Genomic DNA, 24,820 nt, shown 5'->3' on the forward strand with positions numbered 1-24,820 from the left:
TATTGACTGTTAGTCATTTTTATTGTATAGTGCAAGAAGAGATTAAAATGACCAATGGTCATAAACTGAATATGAGGAAGGAAGCGAAAAAGGATATGATGGTAAAGTTTGGAAAAAAGATAGTAAAATTCAGAGTGCCGATTCTGATTCTCAGTATTTTATTATTGATTCCGTCTGCATTGGGGTATCTGCATACGAGAATTAATTATGATGTATTGACTTACCTGCCGGATAACATTGAGACGATGAAAGGGCAGGATATTTTGGTAAATGATTTCGGTACAGGTGCATTTTCGATGTTTATAGTCGATGGAATGGAAGATAAGGATGTATCGAAGCTAAAAGAGAAGATTGAGAAGGTAGATCATGTAAAAGAGGTTATTTGGTATGATTCTATCGCAGATATCAGTATGCCGAAGAGTATGCTGCCAACAAAGGTTTATGATGCATTTAACTCCGAGACCGGAACAATGATGGCAATCTTCTTTGATGAAGGAACATCTTCAGACGGAACAATGGAGGCAATCTCCGAGATCCGTTCTCTGGCGGGCGAGCAGTGCTTCTTAAGTGGTATGTCAGCTGTTGTTACAGATACGAAGGAGCTGGCGGAGAAAGAGACACCGCTGTATGTATTGATCGCGGTTGTACTGGCGATGATCGTGCTCGGTCTTACAATGGAATCATTCTTTGTACCGATCCTCTTCATGCTCAGTATCGGAATCGCGATTGTCTATAACCTGGGAAGTAACTACTTTATGGGAGAGATTTCCTATATTACAAAGGCATTGGCAGCAGTTCTGCAGCTGGGTGTAACATTGGATTACTCCATTTTCCTGATGCATAGTTACGAAGAACAGCAGATTCGCTACAATGGAGATAAACACCGTGCAATGGCACATGCGATCTCACAGACATTTTCCTCTGTAATCGGAAGTTCCGTTACAACAATCGCCGGATTTATTGCACTGTGTTTTATGTCATTCACACTTGGTAAGGATATCGGAATTGTTATGGTTAAGGGTGTTATCCTCGGAGTACTGGCTTGTGTAACAATCCTCCCATCTATGATCCTGTGCTGTGACAAGATCATTGAGAAGACAAAGCATAAACCATTCCTTCCGGATATCGGAAAGATTTCAGATAAGGTTACTAAGAGATATCCTATCTATGTGGCACTGTTCGTAGTTCTGTTATTCCCGGCTATTTACGGAAATAACCATACAGGAGTTTACTACAATCTGGATGAGACACTTCCAAAAGATCTTCCGAGTATCATTGCAAATGAGAAACTGAAGGAAGACTATGACATGAATACGACGCATATGATTCTTGTAGACAGCTCTACAGATTCAGCGGACGTAGGCAAGATGCTGAATGAGATGGATAAGGTGGACGGAATCAAGTGGGCACTTGGACTCGACTCTCTGATCGGGCCGTCCGTACCGGCAAGCATGATTCCGGATTCAGTGACAAGCTCATTAAAGAATGATAAGTACCAGCTTGTACTGGCGAACTCAGAATATAAGGTAGCAACAGATGAACTGAATGACCAGATCAAAGAGCTGAATACGATTCTTCATAAATATGATGAAGGTGGAATGCTGATCGGAGAAGGTCCTCTGACAGCAGACCTGATTGACATTACAGATAAAGATTTCAAGACAGTAAGTGCAGTATCAATCGGAATTATTTTCGTGATCATTATGCTTCTGTTCAAGTCAATCTCACTGCCGATCATCCTGGTAGGCGTTATTGAGTTCGCGATTTTCGTCAATATGGGTATTCCATACTACATGGGAACTAAGCTGCCATTCGTGGCATCTATCGTAATCGGAACGATCCAGCTAGGATCCACCGTAGATTATGCAATCCTGATGACAACTCGTTATAAGAGAGAGCGTAACCATGGCGCGAATAAATACGATTCCATCACAACTGCGCACCGCGTATCCGCACAGTCCATCATGGTAAGTGCGCTAAGCTTCTTCGCAGCAACGATCGGTGTAGGACTTTACTCCAATATCGATATGATCAGTTCCCTGTGTATCCTGATGGCGAGAGGAGCACTGATCAGTATGGTAGTCGTAATCTTCGTACTGCCGTCTATGTTCATGGTATTTGATAAAGTAATCGTGAAGACAAGTAAGGGATTCCTGCCACCGAAGGAATGATGGGGCGTGGAATAGAATGCTATTAACGACAAAAGAATTACTAAAAAGATAAGAAATGGGCATTATTTGGCTAATTATTTGGTCGATAATGCCCTTTTGAGTTGGTAAAATGACCATAGAAACAAACGAAACAGGATACAGAAGAAAATTCAGGAGGACATCATGAAAATCCAGAATGTAACAGATGCATCTTTCCGAAAATATGGCAAGATCATCACGGAATACTCTTTTGAGAAGATTTTAAAAGAGATGGAACACACACCACTTCCGAAAGACGTTGTCTATGTACCGTCTGTTGAAGAGTTGGAAGTACTTCCAGAAGCAGCTGAAATCTGCAAGAAAGGATTCGGCGGACTGCCTATCCAGATTGGATACTGTAATGGAGACAACCATAAACTGAATGCACTGGAATATCACAGAAGTTCAGAATTTGATATCGCACAGACAGATCTGATCCTGCTTCTTGGAATGCAGCAGGATATTGAAGATGGCGATATCTATGATACAGCCAAGGTAGAAGCATTTTTTGTTCCGGCAGGAACCGGTGTAGAACTGTATGCGACAACACTTCATTATGCACCGTGTACTGCACAGGAAGGTGGATTCCGTTGTGTAGTAGTTCTGCCGAAAGGAACGAATGAAGAGCTTCCATTTGAAACAGCGAAAGAGGGAGAAAACAGACTTCTTGCAGCTATGAATAAATGGCTGATTGCGCATGAGGATGCACAGATTGAAGGAGCATTCTGCGGATTAAAAGGTGAGAATATTAATATTTAGGTAGAAAGAAAGTTGTTCACAAACAGAAGTGCTGAAATGTGGATAACATTTTCGAATGAAAGCAATAGTGTGAATAAGATAAGAAAGAGAGGATTTTATTATGAATAACATGCCAGAATTAAAAATCGGTGTTGTAGCAGTGAGCAGAGATTGTTTCCCGGAGAGCCTTTCCGTAAACAGAAGAAAAGCATTGATCGATGCTTATACAAAGAAATACGGTGAGGGAACAGTCTATGAATGTCCAATCTGTATCGTAGAGAGTGAGGTCCACATGGTACAGGCTCTGGAAGATGTAAAGAAAGCAGGCTGTAATGCCTTAGTTGTTTACCTTGGAAACTTCGGACCGGAGATTTCAGAGACACTGCTTGCAAAACATTTTGACGGACCGAAGATGTTTGTTGCAGCTGCAGAGGAGACACAAGACAATCTGACACAGGGACGTGGAGATGCTTACTGTGGAATGCTTAACGCAAGCTACAATCTGAAACTCAGAGGAGTAAAAGCTTACATCCCGGAGTATCCGGTAGGAACAGCAGAGGAATGTGCTGACATGATCCATGAGTTCGAACCAATTGCGAGAGCAGTTGTAGGATTAAGTGACTTAAAGATTATCAGCTTTGGACCGCGTCCGCTGAACTTCCTTGCATGTAATGCACCGATCCAACAGCTTTACAATATCGGAGTTGAGATTGAGGAAAACTCTGAACTTGACCTTTTCGAGGCTTATAATAAACATGAAGGCGATGAAAGAATCCCGGCCGTTGTAAAAGAGATGGAAGAAGAGCTCGGAGCAGGAAATAAGAAACCGGAGATCCTTCCGAAGCTGGCTCAGTATGAGATTACTTTGAAAGACTGGATTGAGGAGCACAGAGGATACAGAAAATACGTTGCAATTGCAGGAAAATGCTGGCCGGCATTCCAGACACAGTTCGGATTCGTTCCATGTTATGTAAACAGCCGTCTGACAGCTCAGGGAATCCCGGTATCCTGTGAGGTTGATATTTACGGAGCACTCAGTGAGTTTATCGGAACCGCTGTGAGCCAGGATGCAGTAACACTTCTTGATATCAACAATACAGTACCGGCAGATATGTACAAAGAAAGTATTGAAGGAAAATTCCCATATACACAGAAAGATACATTTATGGGATTCCATTGTGGAAATACAGCTTCCGGCAAACTTGCTTTCTGCGAAATGAAATATCAGATGATCATGGCAAGATCTCTTCCAATCGAGGTTACACAGGGAACACTGGAAGGAGATATCAAACCTGGAGATATCACATTCTACAGACTGCAGAGTACATCTGACAATGTACTTCGTGCTTATGTTGCACAGGGAGAAGTACTTCCGGTTGCTACAAAATCCTTCGGATCTATCGGAGTGTTTGCAATTCCGGAGATGGGAAGATTCTACCGTCACGTACTGATCGAAAAGAATTATCCACATCACGGAGCAGTTGCTTTCGGACACTTTGGAAAAGCATTGTTCGAAGTATTTAAATACATTGGTGTGCCGGTTGAAGAGATCGGATACAACCAGCCGAAGGGTGTAAGATATCCAACAGAGAATCCGTGGGGTTAATTACATAGAAAGTTATAAGCATAGAAAACGGGCAGAGAGCCGTGCCGGAAACGGCAAGGCTCTCTGTCTTTATACAGGAGGAACAACATGTTATTTGTAGGAGTAGATCTTGGAACATCCGCAGTAAAACTTCTTCTGATGGATGAGAATGGAAAGATCAAGAATATCGTATCAAAAGAATATCCGTTATATTTCCCACATCCGGGATGGTCAGAGCAGAAACCGGAAGACTGGTTTGCACAGAGTATGGAAGGGCTGAAAGAGCTTCTTGAAGGCTTTGATAAGGATCAAGTGAAAGGAATCAGTTTTGGAGGTCAGATGCACGGTCTTGTTGCGCTTGATAAGGAAGACAAGGTGATTCGCCCGGCAATTCTGTGGAACGACGGACGTACTGCAAAACAGACCGATTACCTGAATCAGGTGATTGGAAAAGAGAAGCTTTCAGAGTATACAGCAAATATTGCATTTGCCGGATTTACAGCACCGAAGATTCTCTGGATGAAGGAAAATGAACCGGAGAATTTTGCAAAGATTGCGAAGATTATGCTTCCAAAGGATTACCTTGCATACCGTCTGTCAGGTTCTTTTTGCACAGAGTATTCAGATGCTTCCGGAATGCTGCTTTTGGATGTGGAGCATAAGTGCTGGTCTGCGGAAATGCTTGAGATCTGTGGTATTACAGAGGCACAGATTCCAAAGCTGTATGAAAGCTGGGAAGTCGTTGGAACTTTGAAAGCAGAGATCGCAGCAGAACTTGGCGTATCAGAGGATGTAAAAGTAATTGCAGGAGCCGGGGACAATGCGGCGGCAGCAGTTGGAACGGCAACAGTCGGAGACGGCGGCTGCAATATTTCTCTCGGAACTTCCGGGACACTCTTTATTTCCAGTAAGAAGTTCGGAGTAGATAAGAACAATGCACTGCATTCCTTTGACCATGCAGACGGTAACTATCATCTGATGGGCTGTATGCTCAGTGCGGCATCCTGTAATAAATGGTGGATGGACGAAATCCTTAAGACAAAGGATTATCCGGCAGAACAGGCAGGAATTACAAAGCTTGGCGAGAACCATGTGTTCTATCTTCCGTATCTGATGGGAGAGCGTTCTCCTCATAATGACCCTTCCGCAAGAGCAGCATTTATCGGAATGTCTATGGACAGCACAAGAGAGGATATGACACAGGCTGTGCTGGAAGGTGTTGCATTCGGACTGCGTGATTCCCTGGAAGTTGCAAGAAGTATTGGTGTGAATCCGGAGAGAACAAAGATCTGTGGCGGTGGAGCAAAGAGTCCGCTGTGGAGAAAGATCATTGCAAATGTGATGAATATGAAAGTAGATCTGATCGAAAGCGAAGAAGGTCCTGGCTATGGAGCGGCAATCCTGGCAGCAGTTGGATGCGGCGTATTTGATTCGGTGGAAGAGGCTGCGAAGAAACTTGTGAAAGTAACAGGAACAGAAGAACCGGATCTAGAACTGGTGCAGAAGTACGAGGAAAGATATCAGGAATTTAAAGAACTGTATCCGGCATTGAAAGGAATTATTTAAAAGAAACAAGCATAATTTGCCGGAAAGATGGTCAGAGAGACGGGTCAGAGAGACGGGTCAGAGAGACGGGTGTGGAATACATTGCTCGTCTTTCTTTTATGTCGTATAATAATAACATGAGTGTCCCAAGACAAATAATATGTTGTATTTGCTAAAACAGTGAAAAAATGAACATAGATAACAGTACATGAATGGATAGAAGGATAAGAAATGCTTAAAATTGCGGTTTGTGATGATGATGAAAAGATATGTAATCTGCTGGAAAATTATATTAACGATTCCTGCAGGATACTCCATATAGAAGCTGAAACGGAGAGTTTCATTTCGGGGAAAGTGTTGAAACGGAAACTTCGAGAAGGGGAAAATTATCAGATCTATTTTCTGGATATTGAGCTCGCAGATGATACCGGGATTAGTGTAAGTGATTGTATCAGAAATGAGATAAAAGATGAAGCAGCTCAGATTGTATATGTATCGGGAAAGGATGGATATGACCGTCAGTTATTTGCCTTCAGACCATTCAATTTTATAGAGAAGCCATTTGACCAGAATATGGTGATTGCTACGCTTGAAAAGTATAACAGGATTTATGGGAAGAAGAATGATATATTTCACTATAAATATGGTCACGATATGTATTGTGCCCGTGTGAGTGAGATTCTGTATTTTAAAAGTAACGGAAGAAAAGTAAAGATTGTAATGCAGAAGTCAGAAGACGAATTCTATGGTTCGTTGGAAGAAGTCTGCGACAAATTAAAAGGGCAGGGAATGATTCTGACACATAAATCTTATCTGGTGAACTATCGTTATATCAGATCTTTTCAGGGAGAACAGGTTATTATGGTAAATGGTGACGTAATTCCTGTTGCCAGAGGCAGAAAAGAGGAAATAGCGAGAATGCAGCTTCATTTTGAAAATGGAGGGTTTGTACATGGTATTTGATACATATCATATAATTTATCTGCTGGCGAATTTTTTTACAATATTTGTTATTTATCGTTTTATGAGAATATTTTTTGAAAGTAGGAGATGTAATAGAACATTAAATTTGCTGTCATATTTATTATATTTTGTGGCAACATCATTGTTCTATTTTTGGTTTAATATTCCATTGATCACGTTGATTATAAATCTGATTACTATGTTTATGATTTCTTTGACTTATGAAGCAAGTATTCAGAAAAGAATTATTTATGTGATATATATGTATCTCTTTATGGCAGTAGCGGAAATAATTACAGCCGCTATGACGGGATATGTTTATTTTTCTGTTTTTTCGCAAGGTGATTACAGAGATAGTTTTGGGGTAATAGCTGTACGGATTGTTATATATGGTGAAACTCTATTACTTGAAAATATTAAATTGACAAAAAACGGTCGTAATATAGGTTGGATTTTTTGGTTAGCTTCCATTATGATTCCAGTATCTACATTGATATTAGAAGTAATTATTGCAAATCAGACCAATTTAACTAAGGTAGAAGCAGTGGGTTCAGTATCACTTCTGTTTGCAGTAAATATAATTGCATTTTATCTTTATGATTCATTAGCAGAAAATTATATAAAGAAGTCAAAACTGGCTTTGTTACAAAAGGAAAATGAATTATACAGCAGACAGTGTGAGATTATGCAAAGCTCTACAGAAGATTTACAGGCGTTTAGACATGATATGAGTAATCAACTTATTATTTTAAATCATTTACTGGAAGAGGGAAAAGATGAAGAGGCAAGAAGACAGTTGGATCAACTTTCTCGTTTCATAAAAGGAAAGGTAATTTATAGTACATCAGGAAATATAATTATTGATGGGTTAGTTAACTATAAGCTTCAAAGTGTGGCGAGTGAAAATATAAAAGTAGAAACAGAAATTGTTGTACCGAAACAGTTAAACATTGATATAGCAGATTTTGTTACGCTATTGGGAAACCTATTGGATAATGCTTTGGAAGCATTGAAAAAAGTTGATCGGGAACAACGAATATTGACGATAAAGATTATGTTCAGTCAAGAGCGTTTAATTGGTCGGATCACGAATACTTATTGCGGAGAAATCTACCTGAAGGATGATAAGATATTAACTTCAAAGAAAGAAAAACAGAAGCATGGATATGGACTGAGTAATGTAGAGAAAATAATAAAGAAGTATAATGGTTATATGGAAATAGATTATGCAAACTGGGAATTCAGGGTGGATTTTATAATTTATCTGCCACAGAAAAATTAAATAAAGCAAAAATAAGAAGTCTGAAAAGAAACTGATGCATTTGACTACGAGAAATCCGCAGTTGATTACATGTTTTCGCACAGGCTTCTTTTTTATGGCATAATGTGGGTGCCAGGAAAAAAGGGGGTGAGCGTGTGAAGAAGTATTATAAAAAGAACATTATAAGTATTGTTATTTTATTGTGTATAGTTTTAATACTCTATTTTACACCACCAATAATGCTGGCTGATGGTTGGATCGAATTTGGGAGTAGAGCAGACAGCTTTGAAACGCACATGTTGAATGAGTACAACAATTTCCCTTTTAGACGAGAAGCAAGTAATTCAGATTTCGATAACTTTTATTTTATAAATCTCAGAATTTGGGAGAAAATGTCAATTACTCGAATTGTATATGATGGTGACAAAAATACAACGTGTGAATTAATATTTCCGGGAGTTTACAGAGTTGAAAATACTAGAAAAGGAGCTTATGTAAATTCATTTGAAATCAAACGTGGCAAGACATTATGGTTTTGCGATTATTATGCCAATGAAATGTAGGTAGGCTAAATGGATATTTTTGTACGGTTGCCGGAGAGACGGGTGTGGAAAACATTGCCCGTCTTTCTTTTATGTCGTATAATAATAACATGAGTGTCCAAAAATAATCGCCAGAAAGAGAACTGTATGGAGGTAAAAATTAAATGGGAAATTATTTGAACCCGGATATTAGTACTTTTGCAAGAGTTGTAAATTCAGAAATATATGTTGATAAGACGGGATTGATTGAATATACAAATAGAAGTGCTAAAACATTACAAAGTTATATTTGCATCAGTCGTCCACGCCGTTTTGGAAAGTCTATTGCTGCGAATATGCTTTCTGCCTACTATACGTGTGAGTATGATTCAAGGGAGCTGTTCTCAAATTTAAAAATAGCATCATCAGATAGTTATGAAAAGCATTTGAATAAATATGATGTGATCTTTCTTAATATGCAAGAATTCCTGAGTCAAAGCTCCAATGTGGAGGAAATGCTTAGCTTGCTTAAAAAGAGCGTAATATGGGATTTGTTAGATAAATACCCGGATTTCCGATACTTTGATGAAACAAATTTAATGAGAACTCTTCAGGATATTTATAATAAGACAAAGAGACCGTTTGTTGTAATTATTGATGAATGGGACTGCATTTTCAGAGAGTATATAACAGATAAAAAAGCGCAGGAAAAGTATTTGGATTTTCTAAGAGATTTGTTGAAAGACAAAGGATATGTCGCACTTGCTTATATGACAGGAATTCTTCCAATAAAAAAATATGGAACACATTCAGCGTTGAATATGTTTGATGAATTTTCCATGATTGATCCGGGACCATTGGCGAAATATGTCGGATTTACAGAAGAAGAAGTAAGCGAGCTGTGTGAACGATATGGCATGGACATGCAGGAGCTAAAAAGCTGGTATGACGGATATTCTTTTGAAGGAGCACCTTCTGTTTATAGTCCACGTTCAGTAGTGAGCTGCATGCGATTTGGGAAATTTGGAAATTACTGGAATCAGACAGAAACGTTTGAAGCTTTAAAAATGTACATTGATATGAATTTTGAAGGATTGCGAGATGACGTGTTAAGCATGATCGCCGGGGAAAGTGTTCCAGTGAATACAGGAAGTTTTACAAATGATATGGCAACATTTCATACAGAGGATGATGTACTTACTTTATTAATCCATCTTGGATATCTGGCATATGACTACGATAATAAAACAGTGAAAATACCAAATAATGAGGTGAGAGCAGAATACGTTAGCAGCGTTTCGGTGTCGGATTGGGGTGAAGTTTCTAAAGCATTGAAAAATTCGGCAGATACATTGAATGCTATTTGGCAGAAACGTCCTGTACAAGTAGCAGAGGGAATAAGACAAGCACATTTTGAGACATCTCATTTGCAATATAACGATGAAAATGCATTGAGTTATACGATATCACTTGCGTTATATGCTGCAAGAAACTTTTACACTGTTCACAGAGAATTGGCCGGAGGACAAGGATTTGCAGATCTTGTATTTCTTCCTAGAAAAAAATTCCAGGAAAAACCTGCACTTGTGGTAGAACTTAAATGGAATGAAAGCGCAAACGGTGCAATTGAACAGATTAAGAAGAAAGAATATTGTAAAAGTTTAGAGGAATACAAAGGAAACATACTTCTTGTAGGAGTAAATTACAATAAAAAAACGAAGAAACATGAATGTATAATAGAGGAAGATATTAAGTAAAAGGAAACGGACCTCTAGTGAAAGTAAGTTAAAAAAGACGGGAATGGTGAATGGAACTCATCATTACCCGTCTTTTTCAAACTACGCTAAAAACAACGCATACAGTATCACAAGAATACCAAGCACGATTCTGTAATATCCAAATACTTTGAAATCATGTTTCTTAATATATCCCATCAGGAATTGAATAACGATAATAGAAGAAACAAATGCTGTTACCATACCAATCAGAAGAATTATTGCCTCTGTTCCGGTAAAGTTCAGGCCAAACTTCACAAGCTTCAGAAGACTTGCACCGAACATAACCGGAATCGCAAGTACGAAAGTGAATTCAGCAGCAACGGTTCTGGATACTCCAAGGATTAAAGCGCCGACAATTGTTGCACCGGATCTGGATGTTCCAGGGAAGATTGCAGCAATCAGCTGGAAAAGTCCGATCAGAGATGCAGTCTTATAAGTAAGTTCGTCCATACTGTTGATCTTCGCAGGTTTGCCCTTGTGATTATTCTCAACAATGATAAAGGCGATACCGAAGACAATCAGAGCAATCGCAACGCAAGGGTAATTGTAAAACCATTTCTCAAACAGATCATTGAACGGCATTCCGATCACGATCGCAGGGATACATGCAACAAGGACTTTCAGCCAGAGGATAATGATATCCATCTTCACATAACTTAAAATTCCATTTCCGGATTTCTTTTTTCTATGCGCATGTTTTGCCTGACGGCGTCTGACCGTGTGACTTCCTTCCGGTGCACCAAACGGGAAGATCTGGTTCCAGAATAAGATGACAACGGCAAGAATCGCACCTAACTGGATCACAACTTCAAACATACTGTAGAATTCTTCGGAAACATCTAATTTCACAAACTGATTCAAAAGGATCAGATGTCCGGTGCTGCTGATCGGCAGCCATTCTGTGATTCCTTCCACAATTCCAAAGAGGAAGGATTTTAAAAATTCAATCATTCTTAATTTATACTCCTTTTTATTGATGGATTGCAGCTATACTTATGTTCTAAAGCGGCTCACGGTTTCTTATTATAAAACGTTGATGAAAGATGTGCAAGAAATAGAAAGTATTTAAATTGTTAAATCGTCGATTTAAGAAATTTCTAATATTTTTCCAATCTATCTCTTAAAAACCATCAAGTATCATGTATACTATAGTTAGAACTTGATCATGTGATAATTATGTTGCTGCGCTGTTATCGGTGTCAGCAATTATCGAGGGGTATGTAAAATGTATAAAATATTAGTATGTGATGACGATAGAGAAATCGTAGAAGCAATCGAAATTTATCTTTCCCAGGAGGGATATCAGATCTTAAAAGCATATGACGGAATCGAGGCACTGGAGATTCTGGAGAAAGAGGAAGTGAATCTTCTGATCATCGATGTCATGATGCCAAGACTTGACGGAATCCGAGCGACATTGAAGATCCGCGAGAAGAACAGTCTGCCAATCATTATTTTGTCTGCGAAGTCAGAAGATACCGATAAGATTCTTGGACTCAATATCGGTGCGGATGATTATGTGACAAAGCCGTTCAATCCGCTGGAACTTGTGGCACGAGTGAAATCACAGCTGAGAAGATTTAACGAGCTTGGCGGAACAGCACAGGAGCCAAAAGAGACGATTTATAAGGTGGGTGGCCTTCAGATCAATGATGATCTCAAGCAGGTGACAGTAGACGGAGAATTTGTGAAACTGACACCGATTGAATACAATATCCTTTTGCTTCTGATGAAGAATCAGGGAAAAGTATTTTCAATCAATCAGATTTATGAATCCATCTGGAATGAAGAGGCAATTGGTGCGGATAACACAGTTGCAGTTCACATTCGTCATATCAGAGAAAAAATAGAGATCAATCCGAAAGACCCACGTTACCTGAAAGTAGTCTGGGGTGTCGGATATAAAATCGAAAAAGCATAAGAAAGGATTAACAATGAAGAAATGGTACAGGAAGACCGTGACAAGGACAATTGTTCTTGTTGTGGCGATTCTTAGCGGAGCATTGCTTGTGACAAATTTGCTTTCTCTCCTGACACTGGCGGGGGGAATGAGTTTGTCACAGATCCAAAAGATGAATACACAGTCTTTTGAAGAATCCGAAGAATTCAGCAAGATGGTCGAAAGTTACATGTACGATGTACAAGAGAAGCTTTATCTGCAGAATCTTTTTGAAAGTGACGGCGCCTACAATCCGAAAAAGCTGGTGGATGTAATGGAACTGTCGAAGAAGGGAAAGATATCTGAGACGAATCTGTCCGGCGTCACGTACACGATGGAAGAGCTGGTGAACTGGGGCGAAACTTACAGTGGGACAGATAACGACAATCTTTACAAACAGAATGGCGTGATCGTCTGCCAGAAACCAGACGGAAATTATTACTACTATTATATGAATGATTTCTTCTCTCTTGTAAATGCAGGAAAACTTCAATTTCAGATGGGCGAACAGGACAGAGATCAGTTCCTGGCAGGATTGCAGGCAGGTGAATTTACAACTTCCGGATATTATACATTTCAGATTACAGATGAAAATGGTGATCTGCTTTATACAGACTGCTGGAATTTTGGCCAGTCTCTGATAGAGAAATACGCACCGGCTGAAGCGGATAATCTGCTTCAGGTTGTAAATAACAATCCACAGCTAAATGGAAGATTGTCGCTGGTTTACGATAATATAGCCACAGCATTGCAAACAATCTATGAAGACTGGCAGGATTATGAAGACGGTTGGAATTATCTGGAAGAGGGAAATACCAATTTTACCTATCTGTACGCAGATGAATCGACAAAGAAAGTTACTACAAATAAAGCAGAATATGCAAATTATGCGGATGTAAGAGATAGCATAGAGAATATAACAGCTTCTGCATCTAAAAAATCTGTGAAATACATGGTGATCTATCCGGAATTGAAAGATTTTAAGACAAATATGAATGTATCTTATTCTGATCAATGGCTTAATATTCGTTCTTATGGTTATTATTCCGGAGGAACAAAGTGGAAAGATGTTTTTGCAGTTGCGGTTGATACAAAATATGCGATTCAGGATCAATTTTACCAGAACAGTATTGAGTATCAGAATAATATTCCGCATATGAAAGCAGCATTGCATTTTATGATTTTCAGCGGAGTACTCTTTTTGATCACAGTAGTGTGGCTGACATTGGGGGCAGGAAGAAAACCGCAGGATGAAGAACTGCATTTGTTAAAGTTCGATTCCCGGAAGACAGAGATTGCCGCTGCAGTTATTATTTTTGTCTGGGTGATTGGAAGTTATTTCTTTTTCGTAGCAGGATTTGATGGAATTACAGGGTTGTGTAGTTCTTATGGGGCTATGGAAAGTGATACATTTATTCCATCATCCTATGTTCCGAATGTATATATGCAGACTTTAAGTCTCGGAGAATCAGTGGGTGTGTTTTCCTATGGAGTGTTCACTTTTACTTGTTTCTTTGCCGGTTACCTCAGTCTGGTAAGAAGAATTAAAGCAAAGAGTCTGTGGGAGAACAGTCTGCTTCGAAGCGTGGGAGTATTTCTTGGAAAAGTATTCCGAGATGTGAAGCTTACAAAGAAAACAGCAGGACTTTTGATTCTTTATTTCCTGCTTCAGTTTTTCGTACTTTGGAATGGAGATTTCTTCCTGGTGCTTCTGCTGCTGATCGCTGACGCAGTGCTATTCTATTACATGGTTGCAGATGTGATGGAGAAGAACCGACTGAGAAAAGGAATCCAGGAGATTGCTGCCGGAAATATGAGTTATCAGATTCCAATTGACGGACTGCATGGAGAGAATAAAACCATTGCATTGATGATCAACGGAATCGGAACCGGACTTAATAAAGCAGTTGCTGAGGCAATGAAAAACGAACGTCTCAAGACAGATTTGATCACAAATGTTTCTCATGATATTAAGACACCACTGACGTCCATTTTGAATTATGTCGGCATCTTAAGACAGACAGATCCGGCGGATCCGAAAGTTCAGGATTATCTGAATATTCTGGAAGAGAAAGCTCAGAGACTGAAGACATTGACAGAAGATGTAGTAGAAGCATCGAAAGTCAGCAGTGGAAATATTTCGCTGGAATATATGGATCTTGATCTGTCGGAAATGATCCAGCAGACGCAGGGCGAACTCGAAGAAAAATTCGAGGTGAGAAATCTGGCGATCGTCACAGATCTTCCGGCAGAACCGGCTGTTGTGCATGTCGATGGAAGAAGAATGTGGCGTGTCCTGGAAAATATTTACGGAAATGCAGCCAAGTACGCAATGCCTGGAACAAGAGTCTATGCGACTCTGAAAACAGATGATACAAAGGTGAAATTTTCATTGAAAAATGTTTCCGAGCATCAGTTGAATATTCAGGCTGACGAACTGACAGAACGTTTTATTCGCGGGGATATTTCCAGAAGTACGGAGGGAAGTGGATTGGGACTTTCCATTGCGAAGAGCCTTACAACGATGCAGGGCGGCACATTTGATCTGTATCTGGACGGAGATTTGTTCCGGGTAGATATTACATTTCCAAGAGTGAAAGCAAAAAGAAATGCTGCCGGGGCAACAGAGGAATCGAAAAAGAAATCATCAAGCGGTGTATCTTGACATTCTATTCGCGTTATGCTAACCTTTTTAAGGAATGAAAAGCAGTGATAAGCGAAACGCGATGAGGAAGAGAGTAGTCTGTAACAGATTCTACAGAAAAGTCCTGAAGGCTGTCAGGCTGGATGTTGAGAGGGATGGATGGAAGACAGATGAAGATGGCTTCTGAGCAGCGCAGATGAGCCTGAACAGAGTGAGCAAGTGAGTTGTTTAAGCGGCAATCTTGAATAAAAAGATCCGGGTTAGTCTGTGAAGGGATTCGCCCTTTATAGCGAAGAGTATCAACAGTGAGAAATGCCGTAGTATTCAAAGTGGTTTTGATTAACAAAGCAGTTTTTACTAACGAAAGTGCAGATACTCATAGAGGTTTCTTTCCGCGAGGAAGGAACGAAGAGAAGTGGTAACACGAAAGTAGGATTCGTCTTCTCAGGGATGCAAGTCTCTGGGAGGGCGTTTTTTAATGTATTAGGTTCTTTCCTAATATATTAAAAACGCTCCGCTAGGGATGTTCCGGAAAATTCAGAAAAAATCGTATTAGTAATCACTGAAAGTTGAGAAAAGAATCCCACATTGTGGGAAAAGGAGGCAGACAAATGTCAGAAAAACCAAAATATTATATAACAACAGCGATTGCCTATACATCAGGTAAACCGCATATCGGAAACACATACGAGATCGTGCTTGCAGATGCAATCGCACGTTACAAGAGAAGCCAGGGATATGATGTATTCTTCCAGACAGGAACAGATGAGCATGGACAGAAGATCGAGCTCAAAGCCGAGGAGGCTGGAATCACACCAAAGGAATTCGTAGATAATGTATCAACAGAAATCAAAAGAATCTGGGATCTGATGGATACATCTTATGACAAATTCATCCGTACAACAGATGAAGATCATGAGAAACAGGTTAAGAAGATTTTCAAGAAACTTTACGACAAGGGAGATATTTACAAGGGACATTATGAAGGAATGTACTGTACACCATGTGAGTCTTTCTTCACAGAGTCTCAGCTTGTAGATGGAAAATGTCCTGACTGTGGACGCCCGGTTCAGCCGGCAAAGGAAGAGGCATATTTCTTCAAAATGAGCAAGTATGCTGACCGCCTGATCGAGCATATCAATACACATCCGGAGTTCATTCAGCCGGTTGCCCGTAAGAACGAGATGATGAACAACTTCCTCCTTCCGGGACTTCAGGATCTGTGTGTATCCAGAACATCCTTCAAGTGGGGAATTCCGGTAGATTTCGATCCAAAGCACGTTGTATATGTATGGCTTGATGCTCTTACAAACTATATCACAGGAATCGGATATGACGCAGACGGAAACAGCACAGAGCAGTTCAACAAACTGTGGCCGGCAGACCTTCATCTGATTGGAAAAGATATCATCCGTTTCCATACAATTTACTGGCCAATCTTCCTTATGGCACTTGATCTTCCACTTCCGAAACAGGTGTTCGGACATCCGTGGCTGCTTCAGGGAGACGGTAAGATGAGTAAGTCTAAAGGAAATGTTCTCTATGCAGATGAACTCGTTGATTTCTTTGGCGTAGATGCAGTTCGCTACTTTGTACTGCATGAAATGCCATTCGAGAATGACGGTGTTATTTCCTGGGAGCTGATGGTAGAGCGTCTGAACTCTGATCTTGCCAATACACTTGGAAACCTTGTAAACAGAACTGTTTCTATGACAAACAAATACTTCGGCGGAACAGTAGAAGATAAGGGTGTTGTAGAAGATGTAGATGCAGAACTGAAAGCAGTTGTAGAGAATACTTCTAAAGCAGTTGATGCTAAGATGGCAGACCTCCGCGTTGCCGATGCGATTACAGAAATCTTCAATCTGTTCAAACGCTGCAATAAATATATTGATGAGACAACTCCTTGGGTACTCGGAAAAGATGAATCCAAGAAGGATCGCCTTTCTACAGTACTTTGGAATCTGATCCAGAGCATTTCTGAAGGGGCAAGACTTCTTGAATCTTTTATGCCTTCTACAAGTAAGAAGATCCTTGAGCAGCTTGGTAACGGACATGTAACAGAGAAACCGGAGATCCTGTTCCAGCGAATGGATCTCGAAGAGGTTATGAAGAAAGTTGAAGAACTTCATCCGAAGGTAGAAGAAAAGAAAGAGGAAGAAGCTGTTATCGACATTGAGCCGAAAGATGAGATCACATTTGAGCAGTTCGGAGCAATGCAGTTCCAGGTTGGAGAGATCATTGCATGTGAGGCTGTAAAGAAATCCAAAAAGCTTCTCTGCTCTCAGGTGAAAGTTGGAAGCCAGGTAAAACAGATCGTATCCGGAATCAAAGCACATTACACACCGGAAGAAATGGTTGGTAAGAAAGTTATGGTTCTTGTAAACCTGAAACCTGCGAAGCTGGCAGGCGTACTTTCAGAGGGAATGTTGCTTTGTGCAGAAGATGCAGAAGGTAACCTTGCACTGATGACACCGGAAAAAGAAATGCCGGCTGGAGCAGAAATCTGTTAATTGAAACGTTTGAAAATTCAGACAATTACAACTAAAGTAGATAATAAATAAAAAATATAAAAAAATCAAATAAATATATTGACAAATTAGACGCCGAATGTTATTATATAACCATCAAAGAGAGAAAGAAATCTCCCAAAGATATTTAACTAAGAAGGCAAAAGTAACAGATGCCTGATTAGATTAAAAATACAAGTTCAACAGGAGGTCAGTCCCATGGACAGTATAGTTTCAGATTTTTATCAATATGTCAGTGGTATGATGAGTGAAGGTTCCTGTGAAGAAAGAGACCTTTGCCAAGCGTAAAAGTCCAGTAGAAAGAAAAGAAGATCAAAGATCGGAGAGTACGAAAACTGGAAGCAAAGAGAAAAAGATGAATCACTCATAGATGTATTGAATAAAAATACCGCATATAACATAGAATGAAAAATGTGTAAAGAAACATTGAAAGGACATGTTATAATCTCAGATTTGTTATAAAAGCAGGAATGACTTGACAGAAGATTTAATACATAAAGTATTGAATGGATATGAAAATCATTCAAGTGATAAAATAACAGACGACAAAGGTCTCACAGGAACGTAGAATCGCGAATAATCTCCGATACAAAATATAAAATTATAATAATAATACAATTAAATAACACTAAAAATGCACTTTCAAAAGGAATTGAAGGTGCATTTTTTTGACATTACAGACCTCATATGGTAGAATAATGAAAGAGTATCGGCTAGTGCCTAATGGACACATTCAGACCAAAACTAATATTTCAATGACAATGAGGTGAGTACAGTGGATAAGTATGAATATAAGTTAAAGACAGAAGAGATGCTGGAACTTATGGAAGATGGAGAATACAGAAAAGCAGCGGCAGCAGCAGATCTGATTGACTGGAAGCGTGTCCGTAACGCAGGGATGCTGATGAATGTCAGTGATATTTATGAAAAAACAAAAGAGTATCAGAAGAGCTATGATGTGATGAATCTTGCATATCGCCGTTCTGAAGGAAGCCGCAAGGTGATCTATAAGTTATGTTCTCTTGCAATTAAGACAAAGAATATAGATGAAGCAATCGACTATTATGACGAATTTATCCAGATTGCACCGAAAGATCCGAACAGGCATATCCTTAGATATCAGATCTTAAGAGCGCAGAGAGCGCCGATCGAACAGCAGATTGAGGCTCTGGAGGAATTTAAGAAGGCAGAATATATTGAAGAGTGGGCTTATGAACTGGCGAAGCTTTATCGCGAAGCAGGTATGATGACAGAATGTCTGGAAGAGTGTGATGATCTGATCCTCTGGTTCAGCGAGGGTAAGTATGTTTATAAGGCAATGGAACTGAAGATGCAGTATAAGCCATTGTCACCATCGCAGCAGCAGAAATATGATCACAGATACGAGAAGCTTTCTTCAGAGACAGAAGAAATACCGGATCTGACTTCCTATTTAGGAGAAGGCGAGGAAAAAGATTCTGTATCAGAAGGAGCTGAAGCACTTGGAGATACAAGATCAATCGGGCTGACGGAGCAGCCGGTGATGGAGAACGACAGTACTTCCGATGTGATTGACACGGATGCGGTTACTTTGGAAGCGGCAGAAGAGCCGGATGCCGAAGTAGAAAATCCGGAAGAAACAGGAGCAGAAACAGCAGAAGTTATAGAATCTTCCGAGGATGAGTCAGAAGTTCAGCCGGCAACGGTAGAGACAAGTGGAGATAAGAGAACACTTAGCAAAGATACTGCTTCCATACCGATTGTCAGTAAGAATCCGGTAAAACCAGTCAAGAAGAAACTTGGAGATACGATGCGGTTAGATGAAGCTCTGCAGCAATTACTCAACCCGAAACCGGAAGTTCAGGTAGAACCGGGAGAAGAAGTCGAACCGGATATGACAGATCTGGAAGAGGATATTGCAGCAATTGAGGATATAGAAGATCTTGAGATCGTGAATCAACTGACAGAAGAGAAGAAAGCTGAGGAAGCCAGTAAAGAACGAGTAGTTCCATCAGGGATGAAAGAACTGATACCGGAACCGGAGACAGAAGAAGAGCTTATAGAACAGGCAGTGGAGGAGGCTTCAGAAGATGTCTCAGAAGATGCAGTTGCTATAGAAGCAGGAGATGGAGAACCGGAAGAGGAAGAAGTTCTTGAAGTAGAAGAGGCAGAACCAGAAGAGGAAGAAGTTCTTGAAGTAGAAGAGGCAGAATCGGAAGAGGAAGAAATCCTTGAAGTAGAAGAGGCAGAACCGGAAGAGGAAGAAATCCTTGAAATAGATGAAGCTGAGTCAGAAGATCTGACAGATGAATCAGAAGATTTGTCTGAGGTGGAGGAACTGATCTCAGAAACTGAAGTTGTCAATGATGAAGATGATTCAGAAGGAGCAGCAGTAAGAGAGACTATGGACAATAAAAATAATGAAGAACCAATTTTATCACCAGAGATACAGAAACTGATTGATGAGATTGAAGGTGTTATTCCGGAAGAGGAAGAAGTAGATGCAACAGTAAGTTCAGAAGAAGTTCTTGAGGTAGAAGAAGAACCACATGAAAATATGGGAGAGCTTGCGGATGATCTCAGACTCGGTGAGGACGAGTACGAAGATTATGATGCGTATGACTGGGATGATGCAGAAGAGTTTGACGAAGACGATATTTTAGATGATTATGAAGAGTCTGATGACGATTTGTTGGATGATTATGAAGAGTCTGATGACGATCTGCCGGATGATTATGAAGAGTCTGATGATGATCTGTTCGGTGAGGAAGAAGGATATGATGATCTGGATGCTTATGGTTATGAAGAAGACGATGAGGATGATGAAGTAATCAATCCAAGAGATCTTTTCACAGCGGAAGATAAGGTTTCAGATGATGATCTTCTTGGTCTGAATTCTTATGAAGAAGTGCCAAATTTTGAAGATGAATTCAGCGTGAATCCAGCGCATAGTGAGGAACCGGATGACAGAGAGATTCCGGATGAAGATGGCGGAATTGATATCATGTCTGCGACGACACCATTGAGCCGTAAAGAGACTGCAAAATTGATCGCAACAGGTAAGACATCACCATTACCGTTAGATGAGATTGCAGATGCAATGTCTGATACAGGATTTATCGTACATGGTCGTTATGATCTTGAAACACAGAGTGGAATCGGTACAAGAGCAGGGCTTACAGAGGAACAGAAAAAACTCTTCTCTTATTTTGTACCTGTGCGTGGTATGAGTGAGCAGCTGGTAGATGTACTTGAGCAGGATAAGAACTGTACAAACCGCAAAGGAACTTCCAGAACAGGAAACCTTTTGATCATTGGAAACAAAGGAAATGGAAAGACAGTCCTCGCTGTTGATGTTGTAAAGGCAATTCAGAAGCAGCGTGATATCCGTCAGGGTAAGGTTGCAATTGTGACAGGTGAGTCACTGAATAAGAAGAGAATCGGAGACATTTTCCGTAAATTGTACGGCGGTGCACTGATCATTGAAAAAGCCGGACAGATGAACGAAAAAACACTCGCCAAGCTGAACAAAGCAATGGAGCAGGATACAGGAGAACTTTTGGTAGTTCTTGAAGAGCAGAGAAAACCACTGGACAGACTTCTTTCTTCCAACAGAGAATTCAGAAGAAAATTTACTTCCAGACTTGAAGTGCCGATCTTTATCAATGATGAGCTTGTAACATTTGGACAGACTTATGCTCAGGAGAATGGTTACAGAATCGATGAGATGGGAATTCTTGCACTGTACAGTAAGATTGATTCTTTACAGCGAGAAGATCATGCAGTGACAGTAGCAGAAGTGAAAGAAGTGATGGATGATGCAATCGCTCATTCACAGAAAGCTTCCGCAAAGAAGCTTGTGAAGAGAGTATTTGGAAAGAATACAGATTCTTCCGACAGAATTCTGCTTTCAGAGAAAGATTTCAACATTTAATGACATATATTTGTTAAGAATTAATAGACAGTCAGTAAAACGACTGTCTATTTTTGTGCAATAATACATTTTCTCTTTCTTTTTTATACAGTATCAAGTATAATAAAACTATAGTGTTCAAGGGTAGAATGAAACTTTGTTACCAATTGAATGATTCGGTAATGTGCCTTGATCTATAAGAAATTGTATGGTTTTTAAATCATTACAATCAGGAATATATTTGAGCAGTGAGGTGGCTTTATGGTTAAGAAAAACAGCACGAAGACGAAAGTGCAGCCTTATGAGATCGGAGAACTTGACCATTATCTTTTTGGGCAGGGAAATCATTATGAGATTTATAAAAAGATGGGTGCCCATGAGGTGACAAAGAACGGAAAAAGAGGAGTATATTTTGCGGTATGGGCTCCTCATGCAGTAAACGTTTCTGTAATCGGAGAGTTTAATGACTGGGATGAGACGAAAGATAAGATGAAGAGAGGGGAGCCTCTCGGAATATATACATGCTTCGTTCCGGAGGCGAAGAAAGGGGATTTGTATAAGTTCTGTATAGAGACACAGGCGGGTGAGAAGATTTACAAAGCAGATCCATTTGCTAATTATGCAGAGCTCCGGCCGGGAACAGCTTCCAGAATCACAGATATTTCTAATCTGAACTGGTCAGACAGTAAGTGGATGACTGCTCGTGAGAAATGGGATAACAAAGAAGAACCAGTGTCTATTTATGAAGTACATATGGGTTCCTGGATGAGACATCCTGGAAGAGAAGATGAAGGATTTTATACATATCGTGAGTTTGCAGAAGCAATTACAAAGTATGTAAAAGAGATGGGATATACTCATGTTGAGTTGATGGGAATCGCAGAGCATCCATTTGACGGTTCCTGGGGATATCAGGTAACCGGATATTATGCACCAACTTCACGCTATGGAACACCGGAAGATTTTGCATATATGGTAAATTATCTTCATAAGAATAATATCGGTGTTATTCTTGACTGGGTACCGGCGCATTTCCCGAAAGATGCACATGGTCTGGCAGATTTTGACGGAACACCGACATTCGAATATCCAGATCCGAGAAAGGGCGAGCATCCTGATTGGGGAACGAAGGTTTTCAATTATGAAAAACCGGAAGTTTCTAACTTCCTTTTGGCGAATGCATTGTTCTGGGTTGAACATTATCATGTAGACGGACTTCGTGTAGATGCAGTGGCATCTATGCTGTATCTGGACTACGGAAGAGAAGATGGACAGTGGATTCCGAATAAATTTGGCGGAAATGAGAATCTTGAGGCGATTGCATTCTTTAAACATCTGAATTCTGTAGTTTGCGGAAGAAATAAAGGCGTTATGATGATCGCAGAAGAGTCTACAGCATGGCCGAAGGTGACAGGATCTCCTGAGGATGATGGACTTGGATTTACTTTGAAGTGGAATATGGGTTGGATGCATGACTTTACAGAATACATGAAACTGGATCCTTATTTCAGAAAGAATGCACATCATATGATGACATTTTCTATGGAATATGCATATTCAGAGAACTATATTCTTGTACTTTCTCATGATGAGGTTGTTCATCTGAAATGCTCCATGTTGAATAAGATGCCGGGAGAAGGATGGGATAAGTTCCGCAACTTGAAGGTGGCATATGCATTTATGATGGGACATCCTGGAAAGAAACTTCTCTTTATGGGACAGGAGTTTGCACAACTTCGTGAGTGGAGTGAAGAGAGAGAACTGGATTGGTTCCTTCTTGCAGAAGAACCGCATCAGCAGATTCAGAACTGGTATAAAGATCTGCTTCATCTTTATAAGAAGAATAAGGCATTGTATGAGTTGGATAATGATCCGAAGGGATTTGACTGGATCAATAAGGATGACATCTTCCGGAGTATTTTCAGTTTCATAAGACATTCAAGGGATGGTAAGAAAAATCTGCTCTTTGTATGCAACTTTACACCGGTAGACAGGCCAGATTACCGTGTTGGTGTTCCGAGAAGAAAGCAGTGCAAGCTTGTTCTTAACAGTGATGAGACAAAATACGGCGGATCAGGAGAGGAACGCCAATTGGTTTACAAGCCAGAGAAACAGGAATGTGATGGTCAGAAATATTCCTTTGCATATCCTCTTCCGGGATATGGTGTGGCAGTATTTGAGTATTAAGTTGTATGGTATGATATTTTCTACGAATAGATGGAACAGGAATTAGACATACATTGATTTGCCCCTGCATAGATTGTAAAAAACAAACTATGCAGGGGCTTTTCTATGAGAGAATATATTGAGGAGCGTGCAGTAGAAATTGCAAATTATATTATAGAAAATAATGCGACAGTGAGACAGACAGCGAAACAGTTTCGGATTAGTAAGAGTACGGTGCATATGGCAGTAACAAAATAGAAAGATTTCTGATCGAGATAATATAAGAGAAAAAATGGTCGTGTTGTGTAAGTACAATATGCCCGTTTTCATTATAAAAAATAGAACTAACAATGTACTTAGGACTAGTTGGCGTGCTAACGATTTGGTATAATGCAAATAAAGATAAATATTGGAATTTATTAAGGAGTAGTGGAAGAATGGTATTATTGGTTGTAGACACGCAAAAGGCACTTGTTAACGATGAATTATATAATTGTAATGAGTTTATTGACAATATTCAACTGCTAATTAAAAAAGCACGAGAAAACAATGTTGAAGTCATTTATGTTGTACATGATGATGGTGTTGGGAGCGGTTTAACAAAAGGTACTGATGGTTTTGAAATATTTGAAAAATTTAAGCCACTATCTAATGAAAAAGTATTTGTTAAAATCGTGAATAGTGCGTTTAAAGATACTGGTTTAGTTGAGTATTTAATGAAAAAAAATGAAAAAGATATAGTTGTTGTTGGACTTCAAACCGATAAATGTATCAATGCAACAGTAATAAGTGGATTTGAATATGGCTTTAATTTGATTGTACCTGCATTCGCAAATTCGACGGTAAACAATAATTATATGAATAACAAAAAAAGCTATCGGTATTATAACGAATTTATGTGGCATGAACGGTATGCTGAATGTATTTCTATAGAGGAAACTATAAAAAAGAATGGAGGACTAAATTTAGTTGATGAGGAGATTATTATGAAAGATAAAAGTATTTTAATCAGTATGGGAATTATTCTTTATATTATTATGGCTGGAGTGGATAGATTTGTTTATCGCA

15 protein-coding genes and 1 pseudogene are annotated in these 24,820 nt (G+C 39.7%); 15 read left to right on the forward strand and 1 reads right to left on the reverse strand.

Annotated features, from left to right (window positions below; all coding sequences use genetic code 11):
- The first annotated feature begins 98 nt into the window (after nucleotides 1-98).
- From DXB52_RS02660 to DXB52_RS02695, 8 genes are all read left to right on the forward strand, one after another.
- Nucleotides 99-2,171 (forward strand): efflux RND transporter permease subunit, encoded by a 2,073-nt coding sequence (locus tag DXB52_RS02660; RefSeq protein ID WP_117961255.1) that lies wholly within the window; start codon nucleotides 99-101, stop codon nucleotides 2,169-2,171.
- 162 nt (nucleotides 2,172-2,333) lie between these two features.
- Nucleotides 2,334-2,948 (forward strand): DUF4867 family protein, encoded by a 615-nt coding sequence (locus tag DXB52_RS02665; protein ID WP_117569828.1) that lies wholly within the window; start codon nucleotides 2,334-2,336, stop codon nucleotides 2,946-2,948.
- A 100-nt stretch (nucleotides 2,949-3,048) separates the two neighbouring features.
- Complete coding sequence (locus DXB52_RS02670) at nucleotides 3,049-4,533, forward strand: L-fucose/L-arabinose isomerase family protein (RefSeq protein WP_117961194.1); 1,485 nt, start codon at nucleotides 3,049-3,051, stop codon at nucleotides 4,531-4,533.
- A gap of 87 nt (nucleotides 4,534-4,620) precedes the next feature.
- Nucleotides 4,621-6,078, forward strand: a complete 1,458-nt coding sequence (xylB, locus tag DXB52_RS02675) for a xylulokinase (protein ID WP_118106442.1) — start codon at nucleotides 4,621-4,623, stop codon at nucleotides 6,076-6,078.
- Between the two features lie 210 nt (nucleotides 6,079-6,288).
- The gene (locus tag DXB52_RS02680) at nucleotides 6,289-7,020 is read left to right on the forward strand and encodes a LytR/AlgR family response regulator transcription factor (protein WP_118106444.1); all 732 of its coding nucleotides are present in this window, start codon (nucleotides 6,289-6,291) and stop codon (nucleotides 7,018-7,020) included.
- On the forward strand, nucleotides 7,010-8,302 hold the full coding sequence (locus DXB52_RS02685; protein WP_181989148.1) for a sensor histidine kinase: 1,293 nt from the start codon (nucleotides 7,010-7,012) through the stop codon (nucleotides 8,300-8,302). The genes DXB52_RS02680 and DXB52_RS02685 overlap by 11 nt, the downstream gene beginning before the upstream one ends.
- A gap of 134 nt (nucleotides 8,303-8,436) precedes the next feature.
- Entirely contained in the window at nucleotides 8,437-8,844 is a 408-nt protein-coding gene (locus tag DXB52_RS02690) for a hypothetical protein (protein WP_117579439.1), read from the forward strand.
- A 143-nt stretch (nucleotides 8,845-8,987) separates the two neighbouring features.
- Nucleotides 8,988-10,559 (forward strand): AAA family ATPase, encoded by a 1,572-nt coding sequence (locus DXB52_RS02695; RefSeq protein ID WP_117961192.1) that lies wholly within the window; start codon nucleotides 8,988-8,990, stop codon nucleotides 10,557-10,559.
- A gap of 81 nt (nucleotides 10,560-10,640) precedes the next feature.
- On the opposite strand, the gene DXB52_RS02700 is transcribed toward DXB52_RS02695, so the two are convergent.
- Nucleotides 10,641-11,531 carry an undecaprenyl-diphosphate phosphatase gene (locus tag DXB52_RS02700; RefSeq protein WP_118106448.1) on the reverse strand — a complete coding sequence of 297 codons (891 nt, stop codon included), beginning with the start codon at nucleotides 11,529-11,531 and terminating at the stop codon, nucleotides 10,641-10,643.
- A gap of 274 nt (nucleotides 11,532-11,805) precedes the next feature.
- Between DXB52_RS02700 and DXB52_RS02705 the strand changes: the two genes are divergently transcribed.
- The 7 genes and pseudogenes from DXB52_RS02705 to DXB52_RS02735 all read left to right on the forward strand — a co-directional run.
- Nucleotides 11,806-12,501, forward strand: coding sequence for a response regulator transcription factor (locus tag DXB52_RS02705; protein WP_015530100.1), 696 nt, complete (start codon nucleotides 11,806-11,808; stop codon nucleotides 12,499-12,501).
- Nucleotides 12,502-12,514: 13 nt separating this feature from the next.
- Nucleotides 12,515-15,184 (forward strand): MFS domain-containing histidine kinase, encoded by a 2,670-nt coding sequence (locus DXB52_RS02710; protein ID WP_117961188.1) that lies wholly within the window; start codon nucleotides 12,515-12,517, stop codon nucleotides 15,182-15,184.
- A 590-nt stretch (nucleotides 15,185-15,774) separates the two neighbouring features.
- The gene (gene metG / locus DXB52_RS02715; RefSeq protein ID WP_117825925.1) at nucleotides 15,775-17,676 is read left to right on the forward strand and encodes a methionine--tRNA ligase; all 1,902 of its coding nucleotides are present in this window, start codon (nucleotides 15,775-15,777) and stop codon (nucleotides 17,674-17,676) included.
- A 793-nt stretch (nucleotides 17,677-18,469) separates the two neighbouring features.
- Nucleotides 18,470-21,607, forward strand: a complete 3,138-nt coding sequence (locus DXB52_RS02720; protein WP_472519914.1) for a hypothetical protein — start codon at nucleotides 18,470-18,472, stop codon at nucleotides 21,605-21,607.
- 240 nt (nucleotides 21,608-21,847) lie between these two features.
- Nucleotides 21,848-23,773, forward strand: coding sequence for a 1,4-alpha-glucan branching protein GlgB (gene glgB / locus DXB52_RS02725; protein ID WP_118106452.1), 1,926 nt, complete (start codon nucleotides 21,848-21,850; stop codon nucleotides 23,771-23,773).
- A 105-nt stretch (nucleotides 23,774-23,878) separates the two neighbouring features.
- A complete protein-coding gene (locus tag DXB52_RS02730) occupies nucleotides 23,879-24,010 on the forward strand; it encodes a sporulation transcriptional regulator SpoIIID (protein WP_330677901.1) in 132 nt (43 codons plus the stop codon).
- A 179-nt stretch (nucleotides 24,011-24,189) separates the two neighbouring features.
- Nucleotides 24,190-24,702: pseudogene (locus DXB52_RS02735) on the forward strand (cysteine hydrolase family protein); the annotation flags it as partial.
- Nucleotides 24,703-24,820: the final 118 nt, after the last annotated feature.

It is taken from the genome of Ruminococcus sp. OM04-4AA (assembly GCF_003462585.1).
Classification (GTDB): domain Bacteria; phylum Bacillota; class Clostridia; order Lachnospirales; family Lachnospiraceae; genus Mediterraneibacter; species Mediterraneibacter faecis.

What these genes read in the sequence shown, in the direction of transcription:
- DXB52_RS02695 (WP_117961192.1), top strand. Translation starts at nt 8,988, where the DNA reads ATGGGAAATTATTTGAACCCGGATATTAGTACTTTTGCAAGAGTTGTA.
- DXB52_RS02705 (WP_015530100.1), top strand. Translation starts at nt 11,806, where the DNA reads ATGTATAAAATATTAGTATGTGATGACGATAGAGAAATCGTAGAAGCA.
- DXB52_RS02660 (WP_117961255.1), top strand. Translation starts at nt 99, where the DNA reads ATGGTAAAGTTTGGAAAAAAGATAGTAAAATTCAGAGTGCCGATTCTG.
- DXB52_RS02680 (WP_118106444.1), top strand. Translation starts at nt 6,289, where the DNA reads ATGCTTAAAATTGCGGTTTGTGATGATGATGAAAAGATATGTAATCTG.
- metG (WP_117825925.1), top strand. Translation starts at nt 15,775, where the DNA reads ATGTCAGAAAAACCAAAATATTATATAACAACAGCGATTGCCTATACA.
- DXB52_RS02700 (WP_118106448.1), bottom strand. Translation starts at nt 11,531, where the DNA reads ATGATTGAATTTTTAAAATCCTTCCTCTTTGGAATTGTGGAAGGAATC.
- DXB52_RS02665 (WP_117569828.1), top strand. Translation starts at nt 2,334, where the DNA reads ATGAAAATCCAGAATGTAACAGATGCATCTTTCCGAAAATATGGCAAG.
- glgB (WP_118106452.1), top strand. Translation starts at nt 21,848, where the DNA reads ATGGTTAAGAAAAACAGCACGAAGACGAAAGTGCAGCCTTATGAGATC.
- DXB52_RS02685 (WP_181989148.1), top strand. Translation starts at nt 7,010, where the DNA reads ATGGTATTTGATACATATCATATAATTTATCTGCTGGCGAATTTTTTT.
- DXB52_RS02710 (WP_117961188.1), top strand. Translation starts at nt 12,515, where the DNA reads ATGAAGAAATGGTACAGGAAGACCGTGACAAGGACAATTGTTCTTGTT.
- DXB52_RS02730 (WP_330677901.1), top strand. Translation starts at nt 23,879, where the DNA reads ATGAGAGAATATATTGAGGAGCGTGCAGTAGAAATTGCAAATTATATT.
- xylB (WP_118106442.1), top strand. Translation starts at nt 4,621, where the DNA reads ATGTTATTTGTAGGAGTAGATCTTGGAACATCCGCAGTAAAACTTCTT.
- DXB52_RS02670 (WP_117961194.1), top strand. Translation starts at nt 3,049, where the DNA reads ATGAATAACATGCCAGAATTAAAAATCGGTGTTGTAGCAGTGAGCAGA.